At 72.3% G+C, this 20,741-nt stretch carries 21 protein-coding genes; 12 read left to right on the top strand and 9 right to left on the bottom strand.

Annotated features, from left to right (window positions below):
- The first annotated feature begins 45 nt into the window (after positions 1 to 45).
- Both ligD and ABD329_RS10050 read left to right on the top strand, forming a co-directional pair.
- Positions 46 to 1,050 (top strand): non-homologous end-joining DNA ligase, encoded by a 1,005-nt coding sequence (ligD, locus tag ABD329_RS10055; RefSeq protein WP_198281921.1) that lies wholly within the window; start codon positions 46 to 48, stop codon positions 1,048 to 1,050.
- Between the two features lie 33 nt (positions 1,051 to 1,083).
- Positions 1,084 to 2,094 carry a GlxA family transcriptional regulator gene (locus ABD329_RS10050; protein WP_198281922.1) on the top strand — a complete coding sequence of 337 codons (1,011 nt, stop codon included), beginning with the start codon at positions 1,084 to 1,086 and terminating at the stop codon, positions 2,092 to 2,094.
- Between the two features lie 158 nt (positions 2,095 to 2,252).
- On the opposite strand, the gene ABD329_RS10045 is transcribed toward ABD329_RS10050, so the two are convergent.
- From ABD329_RS10045 to ABD329_RS10030, 4 genes are all read right to left on the bottom strand, one after another.
- The gene (locus tag ABD329_RS10045; protein ID WP_198276604.1) at positions 2,253 to 3,377 is read right to left on the bottom strand and encodes an asparaginase; all 1,125 of its coding nucleotides are present in this window, start codon (positions 3,375 to 3,377) and stop codon (positions 2,253 to 2,255) included.
- Positions 3,378 to 3,423: 46 nt separating this feature from the next.
- Complete coding sequence (locus ABD329_RS10040; protein ID WP_246618378.1) at positions 3,424 to 5,532, bottom strand: SpoIIE family protein phosphatase; 2,109 nt, start codon at positions 5,530 to 5,532, stop codon at positions 3,424 to 3,426.
- Positions 5,533 to 5,631: 99 nt separating this feature from the next.
- Positions 5,632 to 6,486 carry a caspase family protein gene (locus tag ABD329_RS10035; protein ID WP_198276605.1) on the bottom strand — a complete coding sequence of 285 codons (855 nt, stop codon included), beginning with the start codon at positions 6,484 to 6,486 and terminating at the stop codon, positions 5,632 to 5,634.
- A 142-nt stretch (positions 6,487 to 6,628) separates the two neighbouring features.
- A complete protein-coding gene (locus ABD329_RS10030) occupies positions 6,629 to 7,240 on the bottom strand; it encodes a TetR/AcrR family transcriptional regulator (RefSeq protein WP_198276606.1) in 612 nt (203 codons plus the stop codon).
- A 110-nt stretch (positions 7,241 to 7,350) separates the two neighbouring features.
- Here ABD329_RS10030 and ABD329_RS10025 point away from each other — a divergent pair, with 110 nt between their 5' ends.
- Together ABD329_RS10025 and ABD329_RS10020 are read left to right on the top strand one after the other, a co-directional pair.
- Entirely contained in the window at positions 7,351 to 7,773 is a 423-nt protein-coding gene (locus tag ABD329_RS10025) for a nuclear transport factor 2 family protein (RefSeq protein WP_198276607.1), read from the top strand.
- Positions 7,766 to 8,638, top strand: coding sequence for an NmrA family NAD(P)-binding protein (locus tag ABD329_RS10020; RefSeq protein ID WP_198276608.1), 873 nt, complete (start codon positions 7,766 to 7,768; stop codon positions 8,636 to 8,638). Before ABD329_RS10025 ends, ABD329_RS10020 begins: the two co-directional genes overlap by 8 nt.
- A gap of 39 nt (positions 8,639 to 8,677) precedes the next feature.
- On the opposite strand, the gene ABD329_RS10015 is transcribed toward ABD329_RS10020, so the two are convergent.
- The gene (locus ABD329_RS10015; protein ID WP_246618379.1) at positions 8,678 to 9,160 is read right to left on the bottom strand and encodes a hypothetical protein; all 483 of its coding nucleotides are present in this window, start codon (positions 9,158 to 9,160) and stop codon (positions 8,678 to 8,680) included.
- A gap of 26 nt (positions 9,161 to 9,186) precedes the next feature.
- Entirely contained in the window at positions 9,187 to 9,756 is a 570-nt protein-coding gene (locus ABD329_RS10010; protein WP_198276610.1) for an ATP-binding protein, read from the bottom strand.
- 427 nt (positions 9,757 to 10,183) lie between these two features.
- On the opposite strand from ABD329_RS10010, the gene ABD329_RS10005 reads away from it, so the two are divergent.
- Positions 10,184 to 10,999 (top strand): SDR family NAD(P)-dependent oxidoreductase, encoded by an 816-nt coding sequence (locus ABD329_RS10005; RefSeq protein WP_198276625.1) that lies wholly within the window; start codon positions 10,184 to 10,186, stop codon positions 10,997 to 10,999.
- Between the two features lie 115 nt (positions 11,000 to 11,114).
- Here the strand turns inward: ABD329_RS10005 and ABD329_RS10000 are convergent, their stop codons facing one another.
- The gene (locus tag ABD329_RS10000) at positions 11,115 to 12,476 is read right to left on the bottom strand and encodes an NsdA family TPR-like regulatory protein (RefSeq protein WP_309142691.1); all 1,362 of its coding nucleotides are present in this window, start codon (positions 12,474 to 12,476) and stop codon (positions 11,115 to 11,117) included.
- A gap of 319 nt (positions 12,477 to 12,795) precedes the next feature.
- Between ABD329_RS10000 and ABD329_RS09995 the strand changes: the two genes are divergently transcribed.
- The 5 genes from ABD329_RS09995 (at position 12,796) to uppS (ending at position 16,508) form a co-directional block, all read left to right on the top strand.
- A complete protein-coding gene (locus ABD329_RS09995) occupies positions 12,796 to 13,662 on the top strand; it encodes a Scr1 family TA system antitoxin-like transcriptional regulator (RefSeq protein ID WP_198276612.1) in 867 nt (288 codons plus the stop codon).
- A gap of 1 nt (position 13,663) precedes the next feature.
- On the top strand, positions 13,664 to 13,903 hold the full coding sequence (locus tag ABD329_RS09990) for a DUF397 domain-containing protein (protein ID WP_198276613.1): 240 nt from the start codon (positions 13,664 to 13,666) through the stop codon (positions 13,901 to 13,903).
- Positions 13,904 to 14,086: 183 nt separating this feature from the next.
- The gene (locus ABD329_RS09985; RefSeq protein WP_198276614.1) at positions 14,087 to 14,689 is read left to right on the top strand and encodes a DEAD/DEAH box helicase family protein; all 603 of its coding nucleotides are present in this window, start codon (positions 14,087 to 14,089) and stop codon (positions 14,687 to 14,689) included.
- A 66-nt stretch (positions 14,690 to 14,755) separates the two neighbouring features.
- The gene (locus tag ABD329_RS09980; RefSeq protein WP_198276615.1) at positions 14,756 to 15,568 is read left to right on the top strand and encodes an SAM-dependent methyltransferase; all 813 of its coding nucleotides are present in this window, start codon (positions 14,756 to 14,758) and stop codon (positions 15,566 to 15,568) included.
- 121 nt (positions 15,569 to 15,689) lie between these two features.
- Positions 15,690 to 16,508 carry a polyprenyl diphosphate synthase gene (gene uppS, locus ABD329_RS09975; RefSeq protein WP_198276616.1) on the top strand — a complete coding sequence of 273 codons (819 nt, stop codon included), beginning with the start codon at positions 15,690 to 15,692 and terminating at the stop codon, positions 16,506 to 16,508.
- A gap of 34 nt (positions 16,509 to 16,542) precedes the next feature.
- Here the strand turns inward: uppS and ABD329_RS09970 are convergent, their stop codons facing one another.
- Positions 16,543 to 17,769, bottom strand: coding sequence for an acyl-CoA dehydrogenase family protein (locus tag ABD329_RS09970; protein ID WP_198276617.1), 1,227 nt, complete (start codon positions 17,767 to 17,769; stop codon positions 16,543 to 16,545).
- 194 nt (positions 17,770 to 17,963) lie between these two features.
- Between ABD329_RS09970 and ABD329_RS09965 the strand changes: the two genes are divergently transcribed.
- Positions 17,964 to 18,626 (top strand): TetR/AcrR family transcriptional regulator, encoded by a 663-nt coding sequence (locus ABD329_RS09965; protein WP_198276618.1) that lies wholly within the window; start codon positions 17,964 to 17,966, stop codon positions 18,624 to 18,626.
- Positions 18,627 to 18,725: 99 nt separating this feature from the next.
- On the opposite strand, the gene def is transcribed toward ABD329_RS09965, so the two are convergent.
- Positions 18,726 to 19,292: a peptide deformylase gene (gene def, locus ABD329_RS09960; RefSeq protein WP_198276619.1), complete on the bottom strand. Its 567-nt coding sequence runs from the start codon at positions 19,290 to 19,292 to the stop codon at positions 18,726 to 18,728.
- Positions 19,293 to 19,480: 188 nt separating this feature from the next.
- On the opposite strand from def, the gene ABD329_RS09955 reads away from it, so the two are divergent.
- Entirely contained in the window at positions 19,481 to 20,719 is a 1,239-nt protein-coding gene (locus tag ABD329_RS09955; protein ID WP_198276620.1) for a Mur ligase family protein, read from the top strand.
- Positions 20,720 to 20,741: the final 22 nt, after the last annotated feature.

Genomic DNA, 20,741 nt, shown 5'->3' with positions numbered 1-20,741 from the left:
GCCCGCCGGGAGGCGGCCCCGGGCGGGCGGGCCTAGCGTGTGCGTATGGGAGAGTCGGTGGAGCTCACGGTCGGCGGTCGCACGGTGCGGGTGACCAACCCCGGGAAGGTGTACTTCCCGGAGCGCGGGTTCACCAAGCTGGACCTCGCCCGTTACTACCTGGCGGTCGGCGAGGGCGCGCTGCGGGCGCTGCGGGACCGGCCGACGACGCTGGAGCGCTTTCCGGACGGGGTGGACGGGGAGTCGTTCTTCCAGAAGCGGGCCCCGAAGAACCTCCCGGAGTGGATCCCGACCGGCCGGATCTCCTTCCCCAGCGGGCGGCACGCGGACGAGATCTGCCCCACCGAGACGGCCGCCGTGGTGTGGGCGGCGAATCTGGGGAGCCTGACCTTCCATCCGTGGCCGGTGCGGCGCGGGGACACCGAACACCCCGATGAGCTGCGGATCGACCTCGATCCGCAGCCGGGCACCGACTACGAGGACGCGGTGCGGGCCGCGGGAGAGCTGCGCGAGGTGCTGGACGGGCTGGGGCTGCGCGGGTGGCCCAAGACCTCGGGCGGCCGGGGGCTGCACGTCTTCGTCCCGATCGCCCCGGAGTGGACCTTCGCCCAGGTTCGGCGGTCCGCGATCGCGATCGCGCGGGAGCTGGAGCGGCGGGCTCCGGAGCGGGTGACCACCAAGTGGTGGAAGGAGGAGCGCGGCGAGAAGATCTTCGTGGACTACAACCAGACCGCCCGCGACCGCACCATCGCCAGCGCCTACTCGGTGCGTCCCCGCCCGCATGCCCCGGTCTCCGCTCCGCTGCGCTGGGAGGAGGTGCCCGACGCCCGGCCGCGCGACTTCGACCTGGCCACCATGCCGGTGCGCTACCGCGAGCTGGGCGATGTGCACGCGGACATGGACGAGCACATCTTCCGGCTGGAGGCCGCGCTGGAGCTGGCCGCGCGGGACGAGCGGGAGCACGGTCTGGGCGACCTCCCGTATCCGCCGGAGCATCCGAAGATGGCGGGCGAGCCGAAGCGGGTGCAGCCGAGCCGCGCCAAGAAGTGATGGCCGGATCGGCGCGTCTGCGAGAATCGCGCCATGTCCGTCTTCATCCACCCCGGCCGCCATCGGGTGGCGGTGCTGGTCCGCCATGGGCTGCTGCCATTCGAGCTGGGCATCGCGCACCGGCTGTTCGGCCGGGCCGTATCGGCCGCGGGCGAGCCGCTGTACGAGGTGGTGACCTGCGCGCTGGTCCCCGGTGCGGTGCGTACGGACTCCGACGTCACGATGAATGTCGCACATGGCCCGGAGGCGCTGGCCGAGGCCGACACCGTGCTCGTCCCGGCCGCCAACGAACCGGACGCGCCACAGACCGAGGGCACGCTGGACGCCCCGCTCACCGGCGCCTTCGCCCGGATCCGCCCCGGCGCCCGGATCGCCTCGATCTGCACGGGGGCGTTCGTCCTGGCGGCCGCGGGCCTGCTGGACGGGCGCCGGGCGACCACCCACTGGCAGGAGGCCGACCGGTTCCGGGAGCTGTTCCCGGCCGTCGCGCTCGACCCGGACGTCCTCTACGCGGACGAGGGCGAGGTGCTGACCTCGGCCGGGGACGCCGCCGGTATCGATCTGATCCTGCACATCATCCGGCGCGACCACGGCGCGGCGGTGGCGGGCGAGGTGGCCCGCGCATCGGTGGTGGCCCCGCACCGCGACGGCGGCCAGGCGCAGTTCATCCGGCGGCCGGTGCCGGAGCGGCGCGGCGGCTCCACGGGCGCGGCCCGCGCCTGGGCGCTGACCCGGCTCGACCGTCCGCTGACCCTGCGGGAGCTGGCCGAGCGGGAGTCGATGAGCGTACGGACCTTCTCCCGGCGGTTCCGGGACGAGGTGGGGATGACCCCGGTGCAGTGGCTGACCCAGCGGCGGCTCGAGCGCGCCCGGCAGCTGCTGGAGGAGAGCGATCTGCCGGTGGACCGGATCGCGGCGGACGCGGGCTTCGGCACCGCCGCCTCACTCCGGCAGCATCTGCACACCGCGCTGGGAGTGTCACCGAGCGCCTACCGAGCCACGTTCCGCGGCAGCGCGGCCCGCCACTGGGCGGCGTCCGGTTGATCTTTCCCCTCCCCGCCCCTTCCCGCAACTGGGGCTCCGCCCCAGACCCCGCTCCTCAAACGCCGGAGGGGCTGGAATGCGGGGCTCCGCCCCTGGTAGCGGGAAGGGGCGGGGAGGGGAGCAGCCCGCCGCAGGCGTCAGGACCGGGCGGACACCCCCTAGCGGCGGACCGTGAACTGCCCGGTGCCGAACGTGTGGAACCAACCCTGGATCCGATGCTCGTTGTGGGTGGTGGCGAGCGACAGAAGCAGCAGCAGCCGGGCCTTCTGCGGGGTCAGGTCCTGGGCACCGATGACGCCGCGCACATCGGGGTCGTAGACCGCGCCGGAGCCGGTGCGGGAGGCGGAGACCATGACCACCCCGTTCTTGACGGCGTCGTCCCGGGCCTCGGTCATGGCCGGGGAGAGACCGCCCGCCCCGGTGCCCGCCGTGACGATCCCGGCCGCCCCGGCGTCGGCGAACGCCTTGATGGCCTGGGGTCCGGCGCCCTGGTAGCTGTAGGCGATGTCCACCTTCGGCAGTGGCCGCCGGGCGATCCGGTCGAGGTCGAACGGGGTCTTCCAGCCGGGCTTGCCGCACTGCTCGACCCGCGCGGGCGCGCGGTTGACGCGGATGTGGTTCTGGTCGATGACGCCGAGCTCTCCGCTGCTGCCGCTGCTGAAGGCGTTCAGCCGCAGGGTGTCGGACTTGCGCACCTCGCGGGCGGCGTGGATCTGGTCGTTGAGCATCACCACGGTGCCGAAGCAGGTGGTCCGGCCGCTGGCGGCGAGGTGGATGGCGTTGTAGAGGTTGGCCGGGGCGTCGGAGCCGATCACCGTCCAGGGCCGCATGGCGCCGGTGAGCACCACCGGCTTGTCGCTGCGGACCGTCAGATCCAGCCAGTACGCGAACTCCTCCATGGTGTCGGTGCCGGTGGTGACCACGACCCCGTCGTTGAACTTCAGGGCGTGGTCCACGGCGGCGGTGAGCCGGCGGTACTCGGGGATCGTGTAGTTGTTGGAGTCCTTGTTGCCGAACTGCTGGGTGGTCACGTCGGCGATCCGGTTCACCTGGGGTCTGAGGTCGTTCACCAGCCGGGACACCGGGAGCTTGCCCGCCTGGTAGTCGTCGAAGGACACCTTGGTCCTGCTGACGCCCGCGATGGTGCCCCCGGTGCCGATCACGGCGACCTTGGGGGTGGGCCTGGGGATCGGCTCCGCTCCACCGGCGAGGGAGGCCGTGGTCCCCAGGGCGAGGGCCACCAGAGTGATCAATACGCCGGAGCGGCGGGCGAGCTGAGCCATGGGGACGTCATCTCATCGATGGAATGCGTGACGGGTCGGCCCTTCTTCAGCCACTCTCCACGGTAACCACGGACTTCTCCGGCAGGCGAGGGCGGCGCAGCCGGGCCAGCAGCAGGGCCACGTCGTCGTCCGGTGCCCCGTGCAGCGCGGCCAGCACCTGGTCGCAGATCCGCTCCAGCGGGCCCTGGTGGCGGCGGAGCAGCTGGACCAGGGTGTGCAGCCCCACGTCGAGGGACTGATGGCGCTTCTCCACCAGGCCGTCGGTGAACAGGGCCAGCAGCGCGCCCTCGGCCAGGTCCCGCTCCACCGAGGCGAAGGGCACACCGCCGACGCCGAGCGGGGCGCCGGTGGGGATGTCGATGAGCTCGGCGTCGCCACCGGGATGCACCAGCACCGGCGGCAGATGCCCGGCGGTGGACATCTCGCACCGCCCGGTGCGCGGATCGCAGACCGCGTAGAGACAGGTGGCGATGGACTCCCCCAGGCTGGGGGTGATCTCGTCGAGATGGCACAGCACCTGGGCCGGGGGCAGTCCGAGCCGGGAGAAGGCCCGGGTGGCGGTGCGCAGCTGGCCCATGATGGCCGCGGCGTGGATGCCCTTGCCCATGACATCGCCGACCACCAGCCCGACCTTGCCGTCCGGGAGGGGCAGCACATCGAACCAGTCGCCGCCCGCGGCGCTGACCGCGGGCAGGTACCGGGAGGCGATCTCCAGTCCGTCCAGGTCGCGCGGCTGCTGGGAGAGCAGGCTGCGCTGGAGGGTGAGCGCGGCGTCGCGTTCGCGGGCGTAGAGCCGGGCGTTGTCGATGCACAGGGCGGCGCGGATGGCCAGTTCGCAGGCGAGGGTGAGGTCCTCCTCGTCGAACGGCCTGGGGTTGATGGTGCGGTGCAGGCTCAGGGTGCCGAGCACACTGCCGCGGGCGATCAGCGGGGCGGCGATGTACGAGTGCACGCCCTCGCGCAGCAGCACCCTGGCGGCGTCGTCGTCCCGGGCGATCCGCCGTACGTCCTTCTCGGTCACATGCGGCACCAGCAGCGGCCGGGCCTCGCGGACGCACTGGGTGATCAGCCGGTTGGGCTCGTAGCGGGCGATCTCCCCGACCGGGTCCGCCGCGTGGACGGCGTCGGTGGGGTACCCGGCGGCGACGGCGAGGGCCCGGAAGCGGGCGGAGCCGTCGGTCCACACCCGGGGCGTGGCCTCGCGGTGCACCACGGAGTCCAGGACGTCGACGGCGGCGAGGTCGGCGAGCCGGGGCACGGTCACATCGGCGAGTTCCTGGGCGGTCTGGCGCAGATCCAGCGTGGTGCCGATGCGGACGCTGGCGTCGGCGATCATGGCCAGCCGCTCGCGCGCCTCGGCGATCTCGCTGGTCTCCCGGTGCCGCCGGGAGATGTCCATGATGGAGACGGCGATGCCCAGGATCCGGCCGCTGGGGTCCTCCAGCCGGTAGTACGACTCCGACCAGGCGTGGTCATGGTCGGGGTCGGCGGGGGTCCGGCCGATGCTCTGCTGGTCCAGCAGCGGCTCACCGGACTCCAGCACCTGGCGCATCGCGCCCTCTATGGCCTCGACGTCGAGCCCCGGCAGCACCTCTCCGAGGCGGTGGCCGCGCACCTGGGCCTCGGTGATCGCGTTCATCTGCTGGAGGGCCGGGTTGGCGAGCAGCCAGCGCAGCTCGGTGTCGAACACCGCGAGCCCCACGGGCGACTGTCTGATCAGGAAGCCGGAGACGGCCAGGTCGGTCTCCAGCCGCCGTACGGTCCCCTCGTCGGCGGCGAGGCCGAGGGCGTAGCCCTCGCCATGGGCGTCCCGCAGGCCCATGGTGCGGAACTCCACCTCGAGGGTGGAGCCGTCCGGGCGGCGGACCGGGAAGACACCGGCCCAGGTGTCACCCGCCCTCACCCGTGCGAAGAGCTCCACGGCCGCCCGGCGGTCCTTCGGGTGGACCAGCAGCTTGTCCGCGCGGCGCCCCAACGCCTCGGCCGCCCGGTAACCGAACAGTCGTTCGGCCTCGGGGCTCCAGAGGGCGATCCGGCCGTCGACGTCCAGGGCCACGGAGGCGACCCGCAGCAGGTCGAGCACCCCTCCCGGGCCGGTCGCCATGCTGCTGATAGCCGCCTCTTCCTCCTGGTCCACACGGTCATGCGTCGTCATACCGGCACCTCACCGGCTCGCCGTGCCCTCCTACTGTCATACCTCGCCCGGCGGGCCGCCGCACACGCATATGACATGGGCACGGTCTCAGATCCCGGTTCAGATGGTGAAGGGCCGCTGCCGAGCGAAAGCGGAGTTCAGCGCACCCGCCTGGAAGAGGTTGGGCGTCTGGTCGGGCGGCATCCGCTTGACGATCTCCCGGTGCAGCCCGCGGTAGCTGCCCGCGAAGGCACCGCCGCGCCAGACCTCCAGCAGGGTACCGGTGAACAGTCCGTTGACGATCCCGTCGGCCGAGGTCTGATTGTCCTGGCAGCCGGAGATCTCCAGCACACTGGCGTCGATCTTGGCGAGGTCCTTGGCGGTACGGGTGTTCTGGATCCGGTCGTAGGCGTCGCGGTCGCGCCGGTAGACGGCGGCCTGCACCGACTGGGGCATGGCCCGGATCCTGCGCCCGACCTCCTGGGGGTCGGCGGTGCTGAAGCGCCGGTCGAGCTCCTGGGGGCTGAGCATCTCGGGCAGCCGCCGGGCCACGGTGCCGCTGTGGCAGCTGTCGGAGAGCAGCCAGATCCGCACCCCCTTGGCGAACTTCCCGAACACCTCGAAGAGCTCGTCGTCGACCAGCTGCCGGTCGTACAGCACCCACGTCTCGTCCAGACGGTCGCCGGTCTCGTCGTGGTTGAGGTCGGGCACCTGGCCGCCGTGGCCCGAGTAGGTGAGGAAGAGGATGTCGCCCTCGGCCAGCCGCCCGGCCGCGGCCTCCAGGGTGGCGGTGACCGTCTCCGCGGTGGCGGCCGGACTCAGCAGCGGGCCGGTCACATCGAACCCCGCGGCGTCGGCCAGCCCGGCCATGTCCACGGCGTCCTGCTCGCAGGCGCCCAGCTCACCGCTCCAGCCGTCGTACGCCGCGGGGTCGACCTGGTTGAGTCCGATGTGGACGGAGAGGCCGATGGACATGGGGGCTCCTTGGGTCGAGGACATGCGGCGGCTCACCATCGCTCGTCACTAAGCGATGATGCGGGGCCGCGCCCCGGCATGCCCTGTTCACCGGCCCATCCGGAGGAGGAGCCCCGCACTCACCCGGCGGGCGTCCCGGCCGTCAGCCCCCGCGCGGCCGGGCGTCCAGGGCCCGCAGCGCCATATCGGCGGCGCGCTCGAAGTAGCCGGGCTCCAGGGGCGCGCCACGGGCCGAGACGCGCCAGTAGACCAGCCCGCCGAGCAGATCGAGCGCCAGTTCCCGGTCGAGGTCCGGCGGCAGCTCACCGCGCTCGACCGCCCGGTCCAGCGCGGCGGCCATCCGGGCGCGCCGGGGCTCGCCGACGCAGCGGGCCAGGGCCTGGCTCAGCTCCGCGTCGCGCTGCGCCTCGGCGATCAGGTCCGGCAGGATCCGGGAGAACCGCGGATGGGTCAGCCAGTCGGCCACCGCGCGCAGCCCGGCCAGCACATCGCCGCGCAGGCATCCGGTGTCGGGCGGCTCGACCAGGGCGACGCTCAGCTCGGACACGACCGCGATGACCATCCGCTGCTTCGAGGGCCACCGCCGGTAGAGGGCGCTCTTTCCCACCCCGGCCCGTTTGGCCACCGCCTCCATCGACAACCGGCCGTAGCCCTGCTCGGCGAGCTCGTCGAGGACGGCTTCTGAGATGGCCGCGGTCTTGTCCGCGCGCAGGGTGGCGGCGCCGCTCGGAGGGCGCCGGGTGGGCTCCGACATGACCCCGAGGTTAACAGATGGACGGGACGGTACCGTCTCGTTCTATGCTGTACGGACGGGACGGTACCGTACCGTCCTGTTGATTCCCGTTGACTGAGGAGAGGTACGTCATGGATGACCGCGTCAAGGTGTTCGAGCGGGCGAAGGAGCTGCTGCTCGGCCACGACATGATGGGATTCGCGGATCTGTGGGCCGTCGACGGCACCATGGAGTTCCCCTTCGCCCCGCCCGGCCGGCCGCGCCTGCTGGAGGGGCGTGAGGCCGTACGCGCATATGTGCGGGACTACACCGACCACATCGATCTGCGTGCCGTCGCGCACGAGGTGGTCCATCTCACCGAGGACCCCGGCGTGCTGATCGTGGAGTTCTCGATGGACGCCGTGGCCGTCGGAACCGGCCGCCCGCTCCGCCCCGGTTACGTCGCCGTCATCACCGTCCGCGACGGCGAGATCGCCTCGTACCGTGACTACTGGAATCCGCTGATGCTCGACGAGATGAGCTTCGGTGCCGAGGAGGGCCGGACCCATGGCTGAACCCACCGTTCTGGTCCTCGGCGCCACCGGGAACACCGGCTCCCAGGTGCTGCGGATGGTGCGCGCGGAGGGCGCGCGGGCGCTGGCCGCCACCCGGCGGCCCGAGGCCGCGGCCGCGGCGGGCGTGACCGACGCCGTACGGTTCGACTGGCACGACCCGGCGGGCCACGCGGCGGCGCTGCGCGGCGTGGACCGGCTCTACCTCGTCGCGCCCCTGGGGGTGGCCGAGCCGCTGCCCATGGTGGAGCCGTTCCTGGAGACCGCGGTCGCCCAGGGCGTGCGGCGGGCGGTGCTGCTGAGCTCGTCCGCGGTCGACGAGGCGGACACCGGCCCCGGCGCGCTGCACGCGCTGGTGCGGCGGACCGTGCCCGAGTGGGCGGTGCTGCGGCCCTCGTGGTTCATGCAGAACTTCACCGGTGACCATCCGGTGGCCCAGGCCATCCGCGGCGACGGCGAGATCGTCACCGCCACCGGGGACGGCAGGGTGGCGTTCGTCGACGCCACGGACATCGCCGCCGTCGCCACCCGGGCCCTGCTGGACGACCGTCCGCACGACACGGAGCACATCATCACCGGCCCGGCGGCGCTCGGCTACCCGGAGGCGGCGCGTGTCGTGGCGGAGGTCTCCGGGCGGCCGGTCCGCCATGTCGCGGTGGAGACCGGGGAGTTGGCCGCGAGGCTGGAGGCGACAGGGCTGCCGCCGGAGTTCGCCGCCTTCCTCGCCGGGCTCGACGAGGACATCCGGCACGGCGCGGAGGACCGTACGACGGACACCGTCGAGCGGGTCACCGGGCGCCCTCCCCGCTCGTTCCGCGCCTTCGCCGAGGCACACCGCGCCGCGTTCGCCCCACCGTCGGCGGCCTAGGCGGATCGACGGCAGGTCAGGGCGGTTCCAGCGGAGCGCTTAGCGGAACAGCGCACCCGGGAGGCCGGGGCGGTCGACGGCCTCCTGGAGGGCGGCGCGCAGGGTGTGGCTGTCGGTGAGGGGGCCGCCGGGCCGGATCAGCCAGACATGGCCCTGCCGTACGCAGCCGGGCCTGGGGCAGCGCAGCACCCGGCCCGGACCCGCCGCGGCCACCGTACGGCGGCGGGCGTACACCGTCCCGGCCAGCCACACCTTCCACTCGGCCGCGGATCCGGGCGGCACGAGGAAGGAGAGGACATGGCTGGCGGTGGCCAGCATCACCGGCCCCGCCGCATCGCGCCGTTGCAGCGCCTGGATCACCGCGGTGCCGATGTCGTCGCACATCCGCACCAGGTCGAAGACCGGACCCACCGGCAGATCGGCGAGGCCGGTGCCGCTGGCCCACTGGAGCCGCACCCGCCCGGGGTCGTCGCTCGCGGCCAGCAGCCATTCGGCCGCGTCGGTCTCCACGGTGACCCGCATCCGGCGCTCCCCCCGCGCCCCCGCGTTCATGAGGTGGCCACCAGCGGCAGGGTGAACCACACCTTCTTCCCCCGGGCTCCGGGGTCGGGCGGCTCGGTGCCCCAGTCGGCCGCCAGGTCCTCGACGATGGCCAGCCCCCGTCCGGACTCCTCGGTGGGCTCCGGCTTGCGGGCTACCGGGATCACGGGCGAGCCGTCGGCCACCTCCACCCGCAGCTCACGGCCGAAGCGTTCCAGCGAGACGGTGATGGTGACGGTGTCGGCCGGGCCGGAGCTGCCGTGCTCCACGGCATTGGCGAACAGTTCGTTGGTGGCGAGGACGACATGGTCCACGATCGCGCCGAGCCGCCAGTCGCGCAGATGCCCGGCGACCATCCGGCGCACCGCGGCGGCGCGGTCGGGGAGGGCGGGGAACTCCGCCCGGAAGAGCCGACGGGTGTCCAGCGGGATCACCGTCCTCTCCCCTCCGGAGCAGGGGACGGGGATCGCCGCGGCGGCCGGGCCGTCGGCCGGATCGGTTCGCGGCGCGGCCCGCCCGGTAACCGGATCGGTTCGGGGGCGGTCCGCGGAGACCGCGACGCCACGGATCGTGCCCATCGTCTCGCCCTCCTCATCGGCCGACGCCGGCCGGTGCGACAGTCCTGGACAGGATCGGCTCACGGTGTCGGTCCTCACGGTCCTCATCGGTCTGTGGGCTCTGGTGGCATACGGGCACATGGGGTGATTGATGTCCGGGTGAGCGGGTAAGCGCATTCTGGTGACCGACGGCGTGGCATCTGAGCTGGTGACAGGCGGTGCGCACGCCCCACCCGACCCGCCTGGACCAGCTGCCACGGACGGAGACGGCCCGGTCGCGGTGAGTGCCGGTTACCGGCATGGTTCCTCCTTCGAAGGCAGCGCAAAGCGCCATCGGTCGCCGTTCAAGTAGACAAACGGTTGGACCGGCCGGTGGGCGAGAGGGCATGGGGGTTGTCCGGTTGTACGGGCGTAGTGGTTCGGGCTGTACGGTCCGGACGTGGCAGGCGTGAGCGAGGGCCGCGAGGGGCGGCCCGGCCCGGGGGAACGGTCCGGTGTGGACGGCAAGCGGGTCCTGGTGACCGGGGGTTCCCGGGGGCTGGGTGAACAGATCGTACGGCTCCTGGCGGCCGGCGGGGCGCGGTTGGCCACGTGTGCGCGGACCCCGGAGCACCTGCGGTCCCTCGCGGCGTCCCTGGGCGCCGAGGGCCACCGGGAGCCGTTCACCCGAGCGCTGGACGTCACCGAGCCGGAGCTGCTGGAGCGGTTCGTGGATGCGGCGGCGGAACGTTTCAGCGGTCTCGACGGCGTGGTGGCCTGCGCCGGTGGCGCCCGCGGCCGCGGCATCGAGGACGCCGCTCCCCAGGACTGGTCGGTCACCTGGGAGATGAACGTCGGTCATACGGCCCGGCTGGTGAGGGCCGCGGTGCCGCATCTGCGCCGGGCGGGCGGCGGCTCCGTGGTGGTGATCGCCTCCATCTCCGGCTGGAAGCCGGGACCCCAGGCGCAGTACGGGGCGGCCAAGGCCGCCCAGATCCATCTCGCGGCCTCACTCGCCCGTGAGCTGGGCCCGGACGGGATCCGGGTGAACGCCGTCTCCCCGGGGTCCATGCTGATCCCCGGGAAGCGGTGGGACCGGATGCGCACCGAGGAGCCCGAGGCATACGCCCGGTTCACGGCCGAGCTGCCGCGCGGTGAACTGGTCACTCCGCGGGAGGTCGCCCAGGTCGTGGCGTTCCTGCTCTCGGACGCCTCGAGCGGGGTCTCCGGTGCGCATCTGCCCGTGGACCGAGCCCAGAACGCCCCCACGCCGGGAGGCTATTGACCCCCCGGCGCTCCCCCGAGCGGAGGCGCTCCGGACACGCCACCGGCCGCCCACATGGAGCGGCCGGAGACTTCGCTCAAGGCTCCGGCGGGGCGGGGCCCCGAGGCCGGATGCCTCAGGCGGCCACGCCCAGCACGGTCCGGGAGCGCTGCTCGAACTCCCTGACCATGGGCTCTCCGCGGTGCGGCCGGAGCCGGGTGCGGAAGTCGCGCAGCGCCTGGATCGAGCGCTCGCTGTGCACCCCGCTGAGCGTGTCGAGTGCCTCGCCCGCGGTACCGATGGCCTCGTCCAGCCGGTTCTGCTGGAGACAGGCCGTGGCCAGCACGGATCTGCTGATGGCCTGGCGCCGGCGCCGGTCGGCGTTGGCGCGCACGGATTCGGTGGCGGCGTGCTCGGCGTCGGAAGCGTTGCCGAGGTCGCGGAAGCACAACGCCGCCTCCGCCGCCAGATAGTGGTGGTCCAGGAAGCGCACCCAGGGCGACTCCTGGTCGGGGCCCTGGCTCTCCTCCAGCTGGGCGTCGGCCGCGCGCAGCGACTTGGACGCCTCCCGGGGCTGGTTCAGTGCGGCGTAGCCACGGGCGGCCATGGCATGGAGCCGCATCAGCCCGAGCGGGCTTCCGGCGTGCTTGGCGGTGGCGACACCGACCCGGGCCAACTCGACCCCCGCCTCGGGCTGGCCCAGGTTGGTCGCCAGATGGGACAGGCCGGCCAGGATCTGACCGCCCAGGACCCGGTCGCCGCCCTCGGCGCACAGCCGCAGCGCCTGGGTCATATAGCGCTGGGCCAAGCCGTATTCGGCGTTGTCATAGCTGCTCCAGCCGGCCATCGCGGCCAGCTTGGCGGCCGCGGTGAACAGCTGGCGGCGCTCCTGCGGTGGCGCGCCGCGCTGCTGGAGCATGGGGACGACCTCGGTCGACAGATAGAGCACGATGCTGGCGCGGACCTGGCCGCCGCCGAAGCGATTGTCCATCTCGTCGAACATGTTGATCGCCGCGTGGACCTGTTCGACGCGGCCGCCTTCGGCCGCGGGTGCGAGCCGGGCGCTGTCCTGGTTCTCGACCAGCCACAGCAGCCATTCGCGCTGTGGGGTCACCAGCGCGCCGGCGACGAAGGGCACCGCACCCAGCAGGCTGCGGCGGGATATGTCGGTGGAGCCGAGTTCGGCGAGCGTGTGCAAGGTTTCGCTTACGTCCTCCCGGTAGGCCAGCGCCCGGGCCACGACCGGGCGCTGTCGGTCGGAGATGAACCCCAGCTCGGCGGGGCCCACGGGCCTGCCGAGCCGGTGGGAGAGCACGGCGGCGATCAGCTCCGGCGTGGTGCCGCGCGGCTGTCCGCCTTGCAGCCAGCGGGTGACGGACGCCTTGTCGTAGTTCGACTCGCGCCCCTGCCTACGGCCCAGTTCATTGACCCGCAGGGCCAACGAGGCGTAGGAGCACCCGGATTCCTTCAGCGCGGCGGCCAGCGCTCCGTTGGCCACGGCGGCTTGGCGTCCGCTTGCCGGCTGTGCCTGATGCGTCACCGTGACCGTCCCGGTTTCGAGTCACGGCGGTCTCTGGGATCCCCGTCGCCCGCCGCCCACCGGTCGGCCGGGGGCCTCAACGACGTTGTGAACATGGGTGGTTGGGAGCCCTCGCCATCGAGGGTGAGATGGGTCACGTGCTCACTATGCGTGGTGAAGCCGTCACCCCGCAACCTTCGTTCTGATAATTTCAAAGCGTTCCGCTCGCTCTGTCAGTGTCATCCATCGCGTGGCACACTGTGCAGGCATATGACAGCCATTCCTACGGGAGGCGGACGTGAGCGAGGCACGGCCGACCGGCGCCGCCCCCACCGTCCTGCGGAGAGTCCTGGGCAAGCGTCTGCGGCATCTGCGGGAGCGGGCCAAGGTGTCGTTCGAAGAAGCCGCGAAAGCCATCGAGGTCACCCCGTTGACCGTGCGCAGGATGGAAAAGGCGGAAGTCGGCCTCAAGATCCCGTATCTGAAGGAGCTGCTCCGGAACTACGGCGTCCGCGGGCCGGAGATGGAGGATTTCCTCACTCTGGCACGCGAGGCCAACCAGCCGGGCTGGTGGCATCAGTTCCGCGATGTGCTTCCGGACTGGTTCAGTGTTTACGTAAGCCTCGAGAGTGAGGCCACCGTCATTCGCGCGTACGAGCCCCACTACGTGCCCGGGCTGCTCCAGACGGAGGACTACGCGCGAGCGGTGCTACGCATGGGCTTCCCGCGTGACACCGAGGAGGAGCTGGAGCGCCGGATCGCGCTGCGGGTCAAGCGCCAGAGCCTGCTCACCAAGCCGGAGGCGCCGACCATCTGGGCCATCCTCGACGAGACGGTGCTGCACCGCCCGGTCGGCGGCTCGCGGGTGATGCGCGACCAGATCGACCACCTCATCGACACCTTGGACATCCCCAAGGTCAGGCTCCAGATCATGCGGTTCGCGGCGGGACCGCACCCCGGGGCCTTCGGCCCCTTCCACTATTTCCGCTTCGGATTCTCCGAACTGCCGGACGTCGTCTACACCGAGAGCCTCACCGGCGCGGTCTATGTGGACAAGCCGGCCGAAGTCGTCGCCTATCTCGAGGTCCTGGACCGGATGGCGGTCCAGGCCGAGCCGATCGGCGACTCCAGCACCATCCTGGCCGAACTGCGTAAGGAGCACTGAGATGCATGACCCCGTCTACTCCGGAATGCCGGCCACGGACCTGGGCACGGAGGGCTGGGAGAAGCCCTGGAGCGGGTCCAACGGCGGCACCTGCATCGAGGCCAAGCGACTGCCGGACGGGCGGATCGCGCTGCGCCAGTCCACCGACCCGGCCGGACCCGCGCTGATCTACACCCGCGCGGAGGTGGCGTCCTTCCTGGAGGCGGCGAAGGCCGGCGAAGCGGACTTCCTCATCGCCTGAAGCGGCCGTCCACGGCCCGCTTCCCGAAAATCCCCGAAAACCACTACGCCCGCACAACCGCACAACCCCGCACCGCACTCCCGTCCCCGCCGTCCCGCCACGCACACTGAAGACGCCGTGGCGGGCGGCGGTGTCGTCCCCCTTGCAGATGTGCAGAGCCCATGGGACCGACAGGATGCCGTAATGAACCTCGACCAGGCGGTGACACAGCACCGCACCCTGATCGTCGAGGGCTGCGACGGAGTCGGCAGGGAGGCGCTGCTGACCGGTCTCGCCCGCCGGCACGGCTACGCCGTCACCCGCGCCTCCCGTGACCTCCCCCATGTCGACCCGGTACGGCCGTACCGCGAACTCCTCCAGCACGACGGTGCGCTCGCGGTCGACGCCGGGCTGGTCGGCGAGCTCGTCTACGGGCCGCTGCGCCGTGGCCACTCCCGGGTGACGTGGATTCAGGCGTTCGACTTCGCCGAGGCGGTGGCCGAGCGCCACGGTGCCTTCGTCCACGTGACCGCCCCGGTGCACGTACTGGAGGACCGGCTGGCCGCGCGCGGCGGCTCGGCGGCGGCCCTCGCGGAGATCGACGCCGCGGTCACCGGCTATGACCACGCCTTCTCCACCCTCGCCGAGCACGCCCCGGTCCTCACCGTCGAGGAGCGGCCGGGCTCCGGCGGCGGCCCGGACCCGGATCCGGGCCACGGCGAGGCGGCGCCGGAGCCCCCGGTGGCCTCGTTCGCCCGGCCCTTCCCGCGCATCCGTTCCCCCGGGCCGTTCGCCGAGCAGAGCTGAACTCCCCGGCACCGGCCCTAAGTTGGTGCCCCGCGAATCGCATCCGCACGGCAGGAGACTGGCGCTATGACAGACGGCTCGTCCACCCCCGACCAGCAGGCCCTGACCAAGATCGACACCACGGTGCCGCATTCGGCCCGGATCTGGAACTACTGGATGGGCGGCAAGGACAACTACGAGGTCGACCGGATCGCCGGTGACGAGTACCGGGAGGTCGCCCCGAACATCGAGACCATGGCCCGCGCCTCGCGCGCGTACCTCATCCGCACCGTCACCCATGTGGCGGGCGAGTGCGGGATCCGGCAGTTCCTGGACATCGGCACCGGGCTGCCCACGTACGACAACACCCACCAGGTGGCCCAGCGGGTGGCACCCGAGGCCCGCATCGTCTACGTGGACAACGACCCCCTGGTGCTCCGGCACGCCCAGGCGCTGCTCACCAGCACCCGCGAGGGGGTGACCGACTACATCGACGCCGATCTGCACGAGCCCGAGCGGATCCTGGCGGCCGCGTCGAAGACGCTCGACTTCGACCGGCCCATCGCCCTGATGCTGATGGGCATCCTCGGCCACATCCAGAACTACGACGAGTCGGTGTCGATCGTGCGGCGGCTCCAGGCCGCGTTACCGTCCGGCAGCTACTTCGTGCACTACGACAGCACCGACACCGACCAGGCTCTCAAGCAGGCGCAGCAGGGCTACGACGACACCGGCGCCGTGCCGTACGTGCTGCGCAGCGTCGAGCAGATCAGCCGCTTCTACGAGGGTCTGGAGCTGATCGAGCCCGGTATCGTGTCGTGTCCGCTGTGGCGCCCGGCCCCCTCCGAGACGGATATCGAGACCACCGATGTCCACGGGGGCGTGGCGCGCAAGCCGTGACGGCGTGCGGACCAAACGAATGGTGACGACCAAACGAATGGTTCGGCCACCGGGGAGGTAACCCCCGCCCCCGTCGCGTCGTCAGACACGGCGCCGGGAAGCGAGGCGGAGGGACGCGCGGGTGTTCGAGGTCGGGGCCTGGAGGGTGCCCTCCGTCAAGCGGCTGCTGCGGGCGTCGGTCGCCGGTGCCCCCGCCGTCGTACGGCAGCGCCGCGGCCCCCAGGACGAGGCACCGGGGCGGCCGCGGCACCTGGCCATCATCATGGACGGCAACGGCCGCTGGGCCGCCCTGCGCGGCCTCTCCCGCACCCGCGGCCATCAGGCGGGGGTGCTCGCACTGCCGCGGGTGGTCGACACGGCCCTGGAGGAGGGCATCGAACACCTGTCGCTGTTCTTCTTCTCCACCGAGAACTGGAACCGGCCGCGGGGCGAGGTGGCCGCCCTGATGCGGCTCACCGCCCAGCTGGCAGATGTCTTCCGGGGCTACGGCGAGCGGGGGGTGCGGCTGCGCTGGCTGGGCTCGGAGGCCCGGCTCCCCCGGGCCACGCTGGCCGCGCTGCGCCGCGCGGAGGACGACACCCGCGACAACCGGGCCATGACGCTGGCCTTCTGCTTCAACCACGGCGGCCGGGAGGAGATCGCCCGCGCCGCCACCTCGCTGGCCCGCGCCTCGGCGGACGGCGTGCTGGACCCGGGGGCCATCGACGAGGCGCTGTTCACCCGCCATCTGCCGCACGCCGATCTGCCGGACATCGACATGCTGGTGCGCACCTCCGGGGAGCAGCGCATCTCCAACTTCATGCTCTGGCGCGCGGCCTACGCGGAGCTCTTCTTCGTGGACACCCTGTGGCCCGACTTCACCGGTGAGGAGCTCCGCGCGCTGCTGGCCGCGTTCGCCTCCCGGAAACGGCGCTTCGGCGCGGGGGTCGGCCCCGTCTGACGCGCCCGCCGCCCCCGGCGACAGCGGATCCGGCCTAACGGATCGGGACGCCGGAGAGGGTGCGGGCGATGACCAGGCGCTGGATCTCGCTGGTGCCCTCGAAGATCGTATAAATCGCGGCGTCGCGGTGCATCCGCTCGACCGGGTACTCGCGGGTGAAGCCGTTGCCGCCGAGGATCTGCACCGCCTGGGCGGTGACCTGCTTGGCGGTCTCACTGGCGAACAGCTTGGACATGGAGCCCTCGGCCGACTCGAAGGGCCGGCCGTTCACGGCCATCCACGACGCGCGCCACACCATCAGCCGCGCGGCGTCGATCCGGGTGCGCATGTCGGCGAGCTGGAAGGCGACACCCTGGTTGTCGATGATGGGACGGCCGAACTGCTGCCGGGTCTTGGCGTAGTCGAGCGCCACCTCGTACGCGGCGCGGGCGGTGCCCACCGCCATGGCGCCCACGGCCGGGCGGGACGCCTCGAAGGTGGCCATGGCGGCGTTCTTCAGCCGCTCCCCGCCCGACTTGGCCCGCTCCCGGGCGCGCGCGAGGCGTTCGTCCAGCTTCTCCTTGCCCCCGAGCAGGCAGCTGCCGGGCACCCGCACCTGGTCGAGGACCACCTCGGCGGTGTGCGAGGCGCGGATGCCGTGCTTCTTGAACTTCTGGCCCTGGGAAAGACCGGGGGTGCCCGGCGGGACGATGAACGAGGCGTGGCCCTTGGAGCCGAGCTCGGGGTCGACGACCGCTACCACCACATGGACGCCTGCGATACCGCCGTTGGTGGCCCAGGTCTTGGTGCCGTTCAGCACCCATTCGTCCTTGGCCTCGTCGTAGACGGCGCGGGTGCGCATCGAGCCGACGTCGGAGCCCGCGTCGGGCTCGGAGGAGCAGAAGGCGGCGACCTTCACATCGGCGGCGTCGCCGTACATCTGCGGGATCCAGGTGCCGATCTGCTCTTCGGTACCGTTGGCGAGGACGCCGACCGCGGCGAGGCCGGTGCCGACGATGGACAGGGCGATGCCCGCGTCGCCCCAGAACAGCTCCTCCATGGTCATGGGGATGCCGAGGCCCGTGGGGTCGAAGTACTGCTGGGCGTAGAAGTCCAGGGAGTACAGGCCGATCTTGGCGGCCTCCTGGATAATCGGCCAGGGGGTCTCCTCGCGCTCGTCCCATTCGGCGGCGGCCGGGCGCATGACGTCCGCGGCGAAGCCGTGGATCCAGTCGCGCACCGCCTTCTGATCGTCGTCGAGCTCGAACGAGAACTCCGCCATGACCCCTCCACGTGCTTGTTACCTGCGGTAACAGCAGTCTGTTACCGCCCAGTAGGCGATGTCAACTCCCCCGGGCGCGCGGGCCCCGCCGCCCCCTCGGGTGTTACGTTGCGCTTCAGCGCGCGGCGCGATCGCGCGGGGAAGCGCGAGGCGCGAAGGCGCGAGTACGACATCGGGGGACGGGGAGGCAACGCATGCGGACCGGGACCAGCCAGCGGGACGACCAGCGGCAGACGGCCCAGCAGAGGCGCAAGGAGCTGCTGGAGGCCGCGGACCGGGTGGTGCTGCGTGACGGACCAGAGGCCTCGATGAACGCCATCGCCGCCGAAGCGGGCATCACCAAGCCCATTCTGTACCGCCACTTCGGAGACAAGGGCGGACTGTACCGCGCCCTCGCCAAGCGCCACACCGACGCCCTGCTCGCCTCGCTGCGCGCGGCCCTGGACGCGCCCGCCGACGACCGCCGGCAGCGCGTGGAGGCCACGCTGGACACCTATCTGGCCGCGATCGAGGCCAGGCCCCAGGTGTACCGCTTCCTGATGCACCCCGCCGACCACGGCCAGCCGGAGCCGGAGCCGGAGCAGGGCTTCGACGTCGGCCACCACTCCGCACCGCTGCTGCGGCGGCTCGGCGAGGAGCTGGCCACGGTGATCGCGGAGCGGGTGGAACTGGGGCCCGGCGGCGACGAGGTGGCGCGGGTCTGGGGCCACGGGATCGTCGGCATGATGCACGCGGCCGGTGACTGGTGGCTGCGCGACCGCCCCTGCGCTCGCGGCCAGTTGGTGCACCATCTCACCGATCTGCTGTGGGGGCGGCTTTCGCTGGCGGACGACCGGGTCGGGGCACCGGGCTTCTGAGGCCCCGGCAGCTCCCCGGCCTCGGCTCCGCCCATGGTCCGCTGATGCGGCGGAGCCGCATATCGAGGCGGCGTGGTCCGCCGGGCACCACGTACGCCCCTACGGCTCCACCGCCTCGGCCCCGCCGGTCGGCGCCCAGGGGGCGCGGCGGATCGCGCGCAGCGCCCTGCGCCGCCGCAGCCCGGTGAGCCGGTCGATGAACAGCCCGCCGTCCAGATGGTCGCACTCGTGCTGAAGACAGCGCGCGAAGAAGCCCGTGCCCTCGATCCGCACCGGCTCCCCGGTCATCGTCACGCCCTCGATCACCACTTCGTCGTGGCGCGCGGTGCCCGCCTCGACGCCCGGCAGTGACAGACAGCCCTCCGGCCCGCGCACCGTCACCCCGTCGGCCGCGACCCGCCGGGGGTTGACGACATGCCCCAGATGGCGGTGATCCTCGTCGTCCGGGCAGTCGAAGACGAAGACCCGCAGCCCCACACCGATCTGATTGGCCGCGAGGCCCACCCCGTGGGCCGCGTACATCGTGGCGTACATGTCCTCGATCAGCAGGGCCAGCTCGGCGTCGAACGCGGTGACCTCCGCGCACGGCGCGCGCAACGCCGGATCGCCGAGGAGACGCAGGGGCCGCACCGCTCCGCGGCTGCCCGGGATCACGCCATGTCGCATGGCGGTCAAGCTTACGGCGCCGGTGAGGTGGGCCCCGCGCGCGGCCGGAATTCGGGACAGCCGCCGGATCTCGATAGGCTGCTCTCCGACCGTGGCCTCCCGGCCGGCGACGCGGCGCGGAGGGGGCGTACCACCGGCGCCTCGGGGGGCAGCAGCGGCGCCGGTATGCGAGGAGGATCGAGAAGACGATGGCAGGCAACTCGGAGCCGCTGTCACCGCGGGCCAAGCTGGCCGTGACGGCGGGCAGGGCCGCGGCGGCGGTGTCGAAGGCCGCGGGCCGCGGCAGCGGATCGGTGATCGGCGGCAAGGTGGCCCTGCGCCTCGACCCCGATCTGCTCAGCAGGCTGGCGCAGCACCTGGACGTCATCCTGGTGTCGGCGACCAACGGCAAGACCACGACCACCCGGCTCATCGCCGAGGCGCTGCGGGCGGCCGGCCCGGTCGTCTCCAACGCGCTGGGCGCCAATATGCCGGCCGGTATCACCTCGGCCCTGGCGGGCGGCTCCGATGCCCGCTACGGCGTCATCGAGGTCGACGAGAAGTACCTCGCCGGTGTGGCGCGCGACACCGAGCCCAAGGCCATCGCGCTCCTCAACCTCTCCCGTGACCAGCTCGACCGCGCCGCCGAGACCCGGATGCTCGCCGAGAAGTGGCGCGAGGGCCTGACCGGCTCCAAGGCGGTCGTGATCGCCAACGCCGATGACCCGCTGATCGTCTGGGCCGCCTCCTCCAGCCCCAATGTGGTGTGGGTCGCGGCCGGGCAGGAGTGGAAGGACGACGCCTGGTCCTGCCCGTCCTGCGGCGGTGTGCTCCAGCGCCCGGGCGACGACTGGGTCTGCGCGGAGTGCGGCTTCCGCCGCCCGGTCCCCAGCTGGGCGCTGAACGGCGACTACGTCCTGGACCCGCACGGCGCCGCCTGGCCCATCCAGCTCCAGCTCCCCGGCCGCGCCAACAAGGCCAACGCGGCCACCTCGGCCGCCGTCGCCGCCACCTTCGGGGTGCCCCCGCAGGTCGCGCTGGAGCGGATGTACCAGGTCCAGGCCGTGGCCGGCCGGTATGACGTGGTCACCTTCCAGGAGCGCCAGCTGCGGCTGCTGCTGGCGAAGAACCCGGCCGGCTGGCTGGAGACCTTCTCGCTGATCGACCCGCCGCCCACCCCGGTGATCCTCTCGGTGAACGCGCGCGGCGCCGACGGCACCGACACCTCCTGGCTGTGGGACGTTGACTACACCCGGCTCGCCGGGCACCCGATCTGCCTGATCGGCGACCGCAAGCTGGACCTCGCGGTGCGCCTGGAGGTCGCCGGGCTGGACTTCCGGGTCTGCGCGGACGCGGACGAGGCGGTGCGGATCTCCCCGCCCGGCCGCATCGAGGTGATCGCCAACTACACCGCGTTCCAGGACCTGCGCCGCCGGGTCGGCAACTGACCCCCGTACGAGAGGCACGAAG

It is taken from the genome of Streptomyces javensis, from assembly GCF_039525925.1.
GTDB lineage: Bacteria > Actinomycetota > Actinomycetes > Streptomycetales > Streptomycetaceae > Streptomyces > Streptomyces asiaticus.
The sequence above is the reverse complement of the archived record's forward strand: the minus strand, read 5'-3'. Positions and strand labels throughout refer to the sequence as shown.

Excerpts from the sequence above, each read along its gene's own strand:
- ABD329_RS10030 (WP_198276606.1), bottom strand. The coding sequence starts at position 7,240 with ATGTCGGAGCCCACCCGGCGCCCTCCGAGCGGCGCCGCCACCCTGCGC.
- ABD329_RS10015 (WP_246618379.1), bottom strand. The coding sequence starts at position 9,160 with ATGCGGGTCACCGTGGAGACCGACGCGGCCGAATGGCTGCTGGCCGCG.
- ABD329_RS10020 (WP_198276608.1), top strand. The coding sequence starts at position 7,766 with ATGGCTGAACCCACCGTTCTGGTCCTCGGCGCCACCGGGAACACCGGC.
- ABD329_RS10010 (WP_198276610.1), bottom strand. The coding sequence starts at position 9,756 with ATGGGCACGATCCGTGGCGTCGCGGTCTCCGCGGACCGCCCCCGAACC.
- ABD329_RS10045 (WP_198276604.1), bottom strand. The coding sequence starts at position 3,377 with ATGGCTCAGCTCGCCCGCCGCTCCGGCGTATTGATCACTCTGGTGGCC.
- ABD329_RS10035 (WP_198276605.1), bottom strand. The coding sequence starts at position 6,486 with ATGTCCATCGGCCTCTCCGTCCACATCGGACTCAACCAGGTCGACCCC.
- ABD329_RS10050 (WP_198281922.1), top strand. The coding sequence starts at position 1,084 with ATGTCCGTCTTCATCCACCCCGGCCGCCATCGGGTGGCGGTGCTGGTC.
- ABD329_RS10025 (WP_198276607.1), top strand. The coding sequence starts at position 7,351 with ATGGATGACCGCGTCAAGGTGTTCGAGCGGGCGAAGGAGCTGCTGCTC.
- ABD329_RS09985 (WP_198276614.1), top strand. The coding sequence starts at position 14,087 with ATGAACCTCGACCAGGCGGTGACACAGCACCGCACCCTGATCGTCGAG.
- ligD (WP_198281921.1), top strand. The coding sequence starts at position 46 with ATGGGAGAGTCGGTGGAGCTCACGGTCGGCGGTCGCACGGTGCGGGTG.
- ABD329_RS09965 (WP_198276618.1), top strand. The coding sequence starts at position 17,964 with ATGCGGACCGGGACCAGCCAGCGGGACGACCAGCGGCAGACGGCCCAG.
- ABD329_RS09990 (WP_198276613.1), top strand. The coding sequence starts at position 13,664 with ATGCATGACCCCGTCTACTCCGGAATGCCGGCCACGGACCTGGGCACG.
- ABD329_RS10040 (WP_246618378.1), bottom strand. The coding sequence starts at position 5,532 with ATGACGACGCATGACCGTGTGGACCAGGAGGAAGAGGCGGCTATCAGC.
- ABD329_RS09980 (WP_198276615.1), top strand. The coding sequence starts at position 14,756 with ATGACAGACGGCTCGTCCACCCCCGACCAGCAGGCCCTGACCAAGATC.
- ABD329_RS09970 (WP_198276617.1), bottom strand. The coding sequence starts at position 17,769 with ATGGCGGAGTTCTCGTTCGAGCTCGACGACGATCAGAAGGCGGTGCGC.
- ABD329_RS09955 (WP_198276620.1), top strand. The coding sequence starts at position 19,481 with ATGGCAGGCAACTCGGAGCCGCTGTCACCGCGGGCCAAGCTGGCCGTG.
- def (WP_198276619.1), bottom strand. The coding sequence starts at position 19,292 with ATGCGACATGGCGTGATCCCGGGCAGCCGCGGAGCGGTGCGGCCCCTG.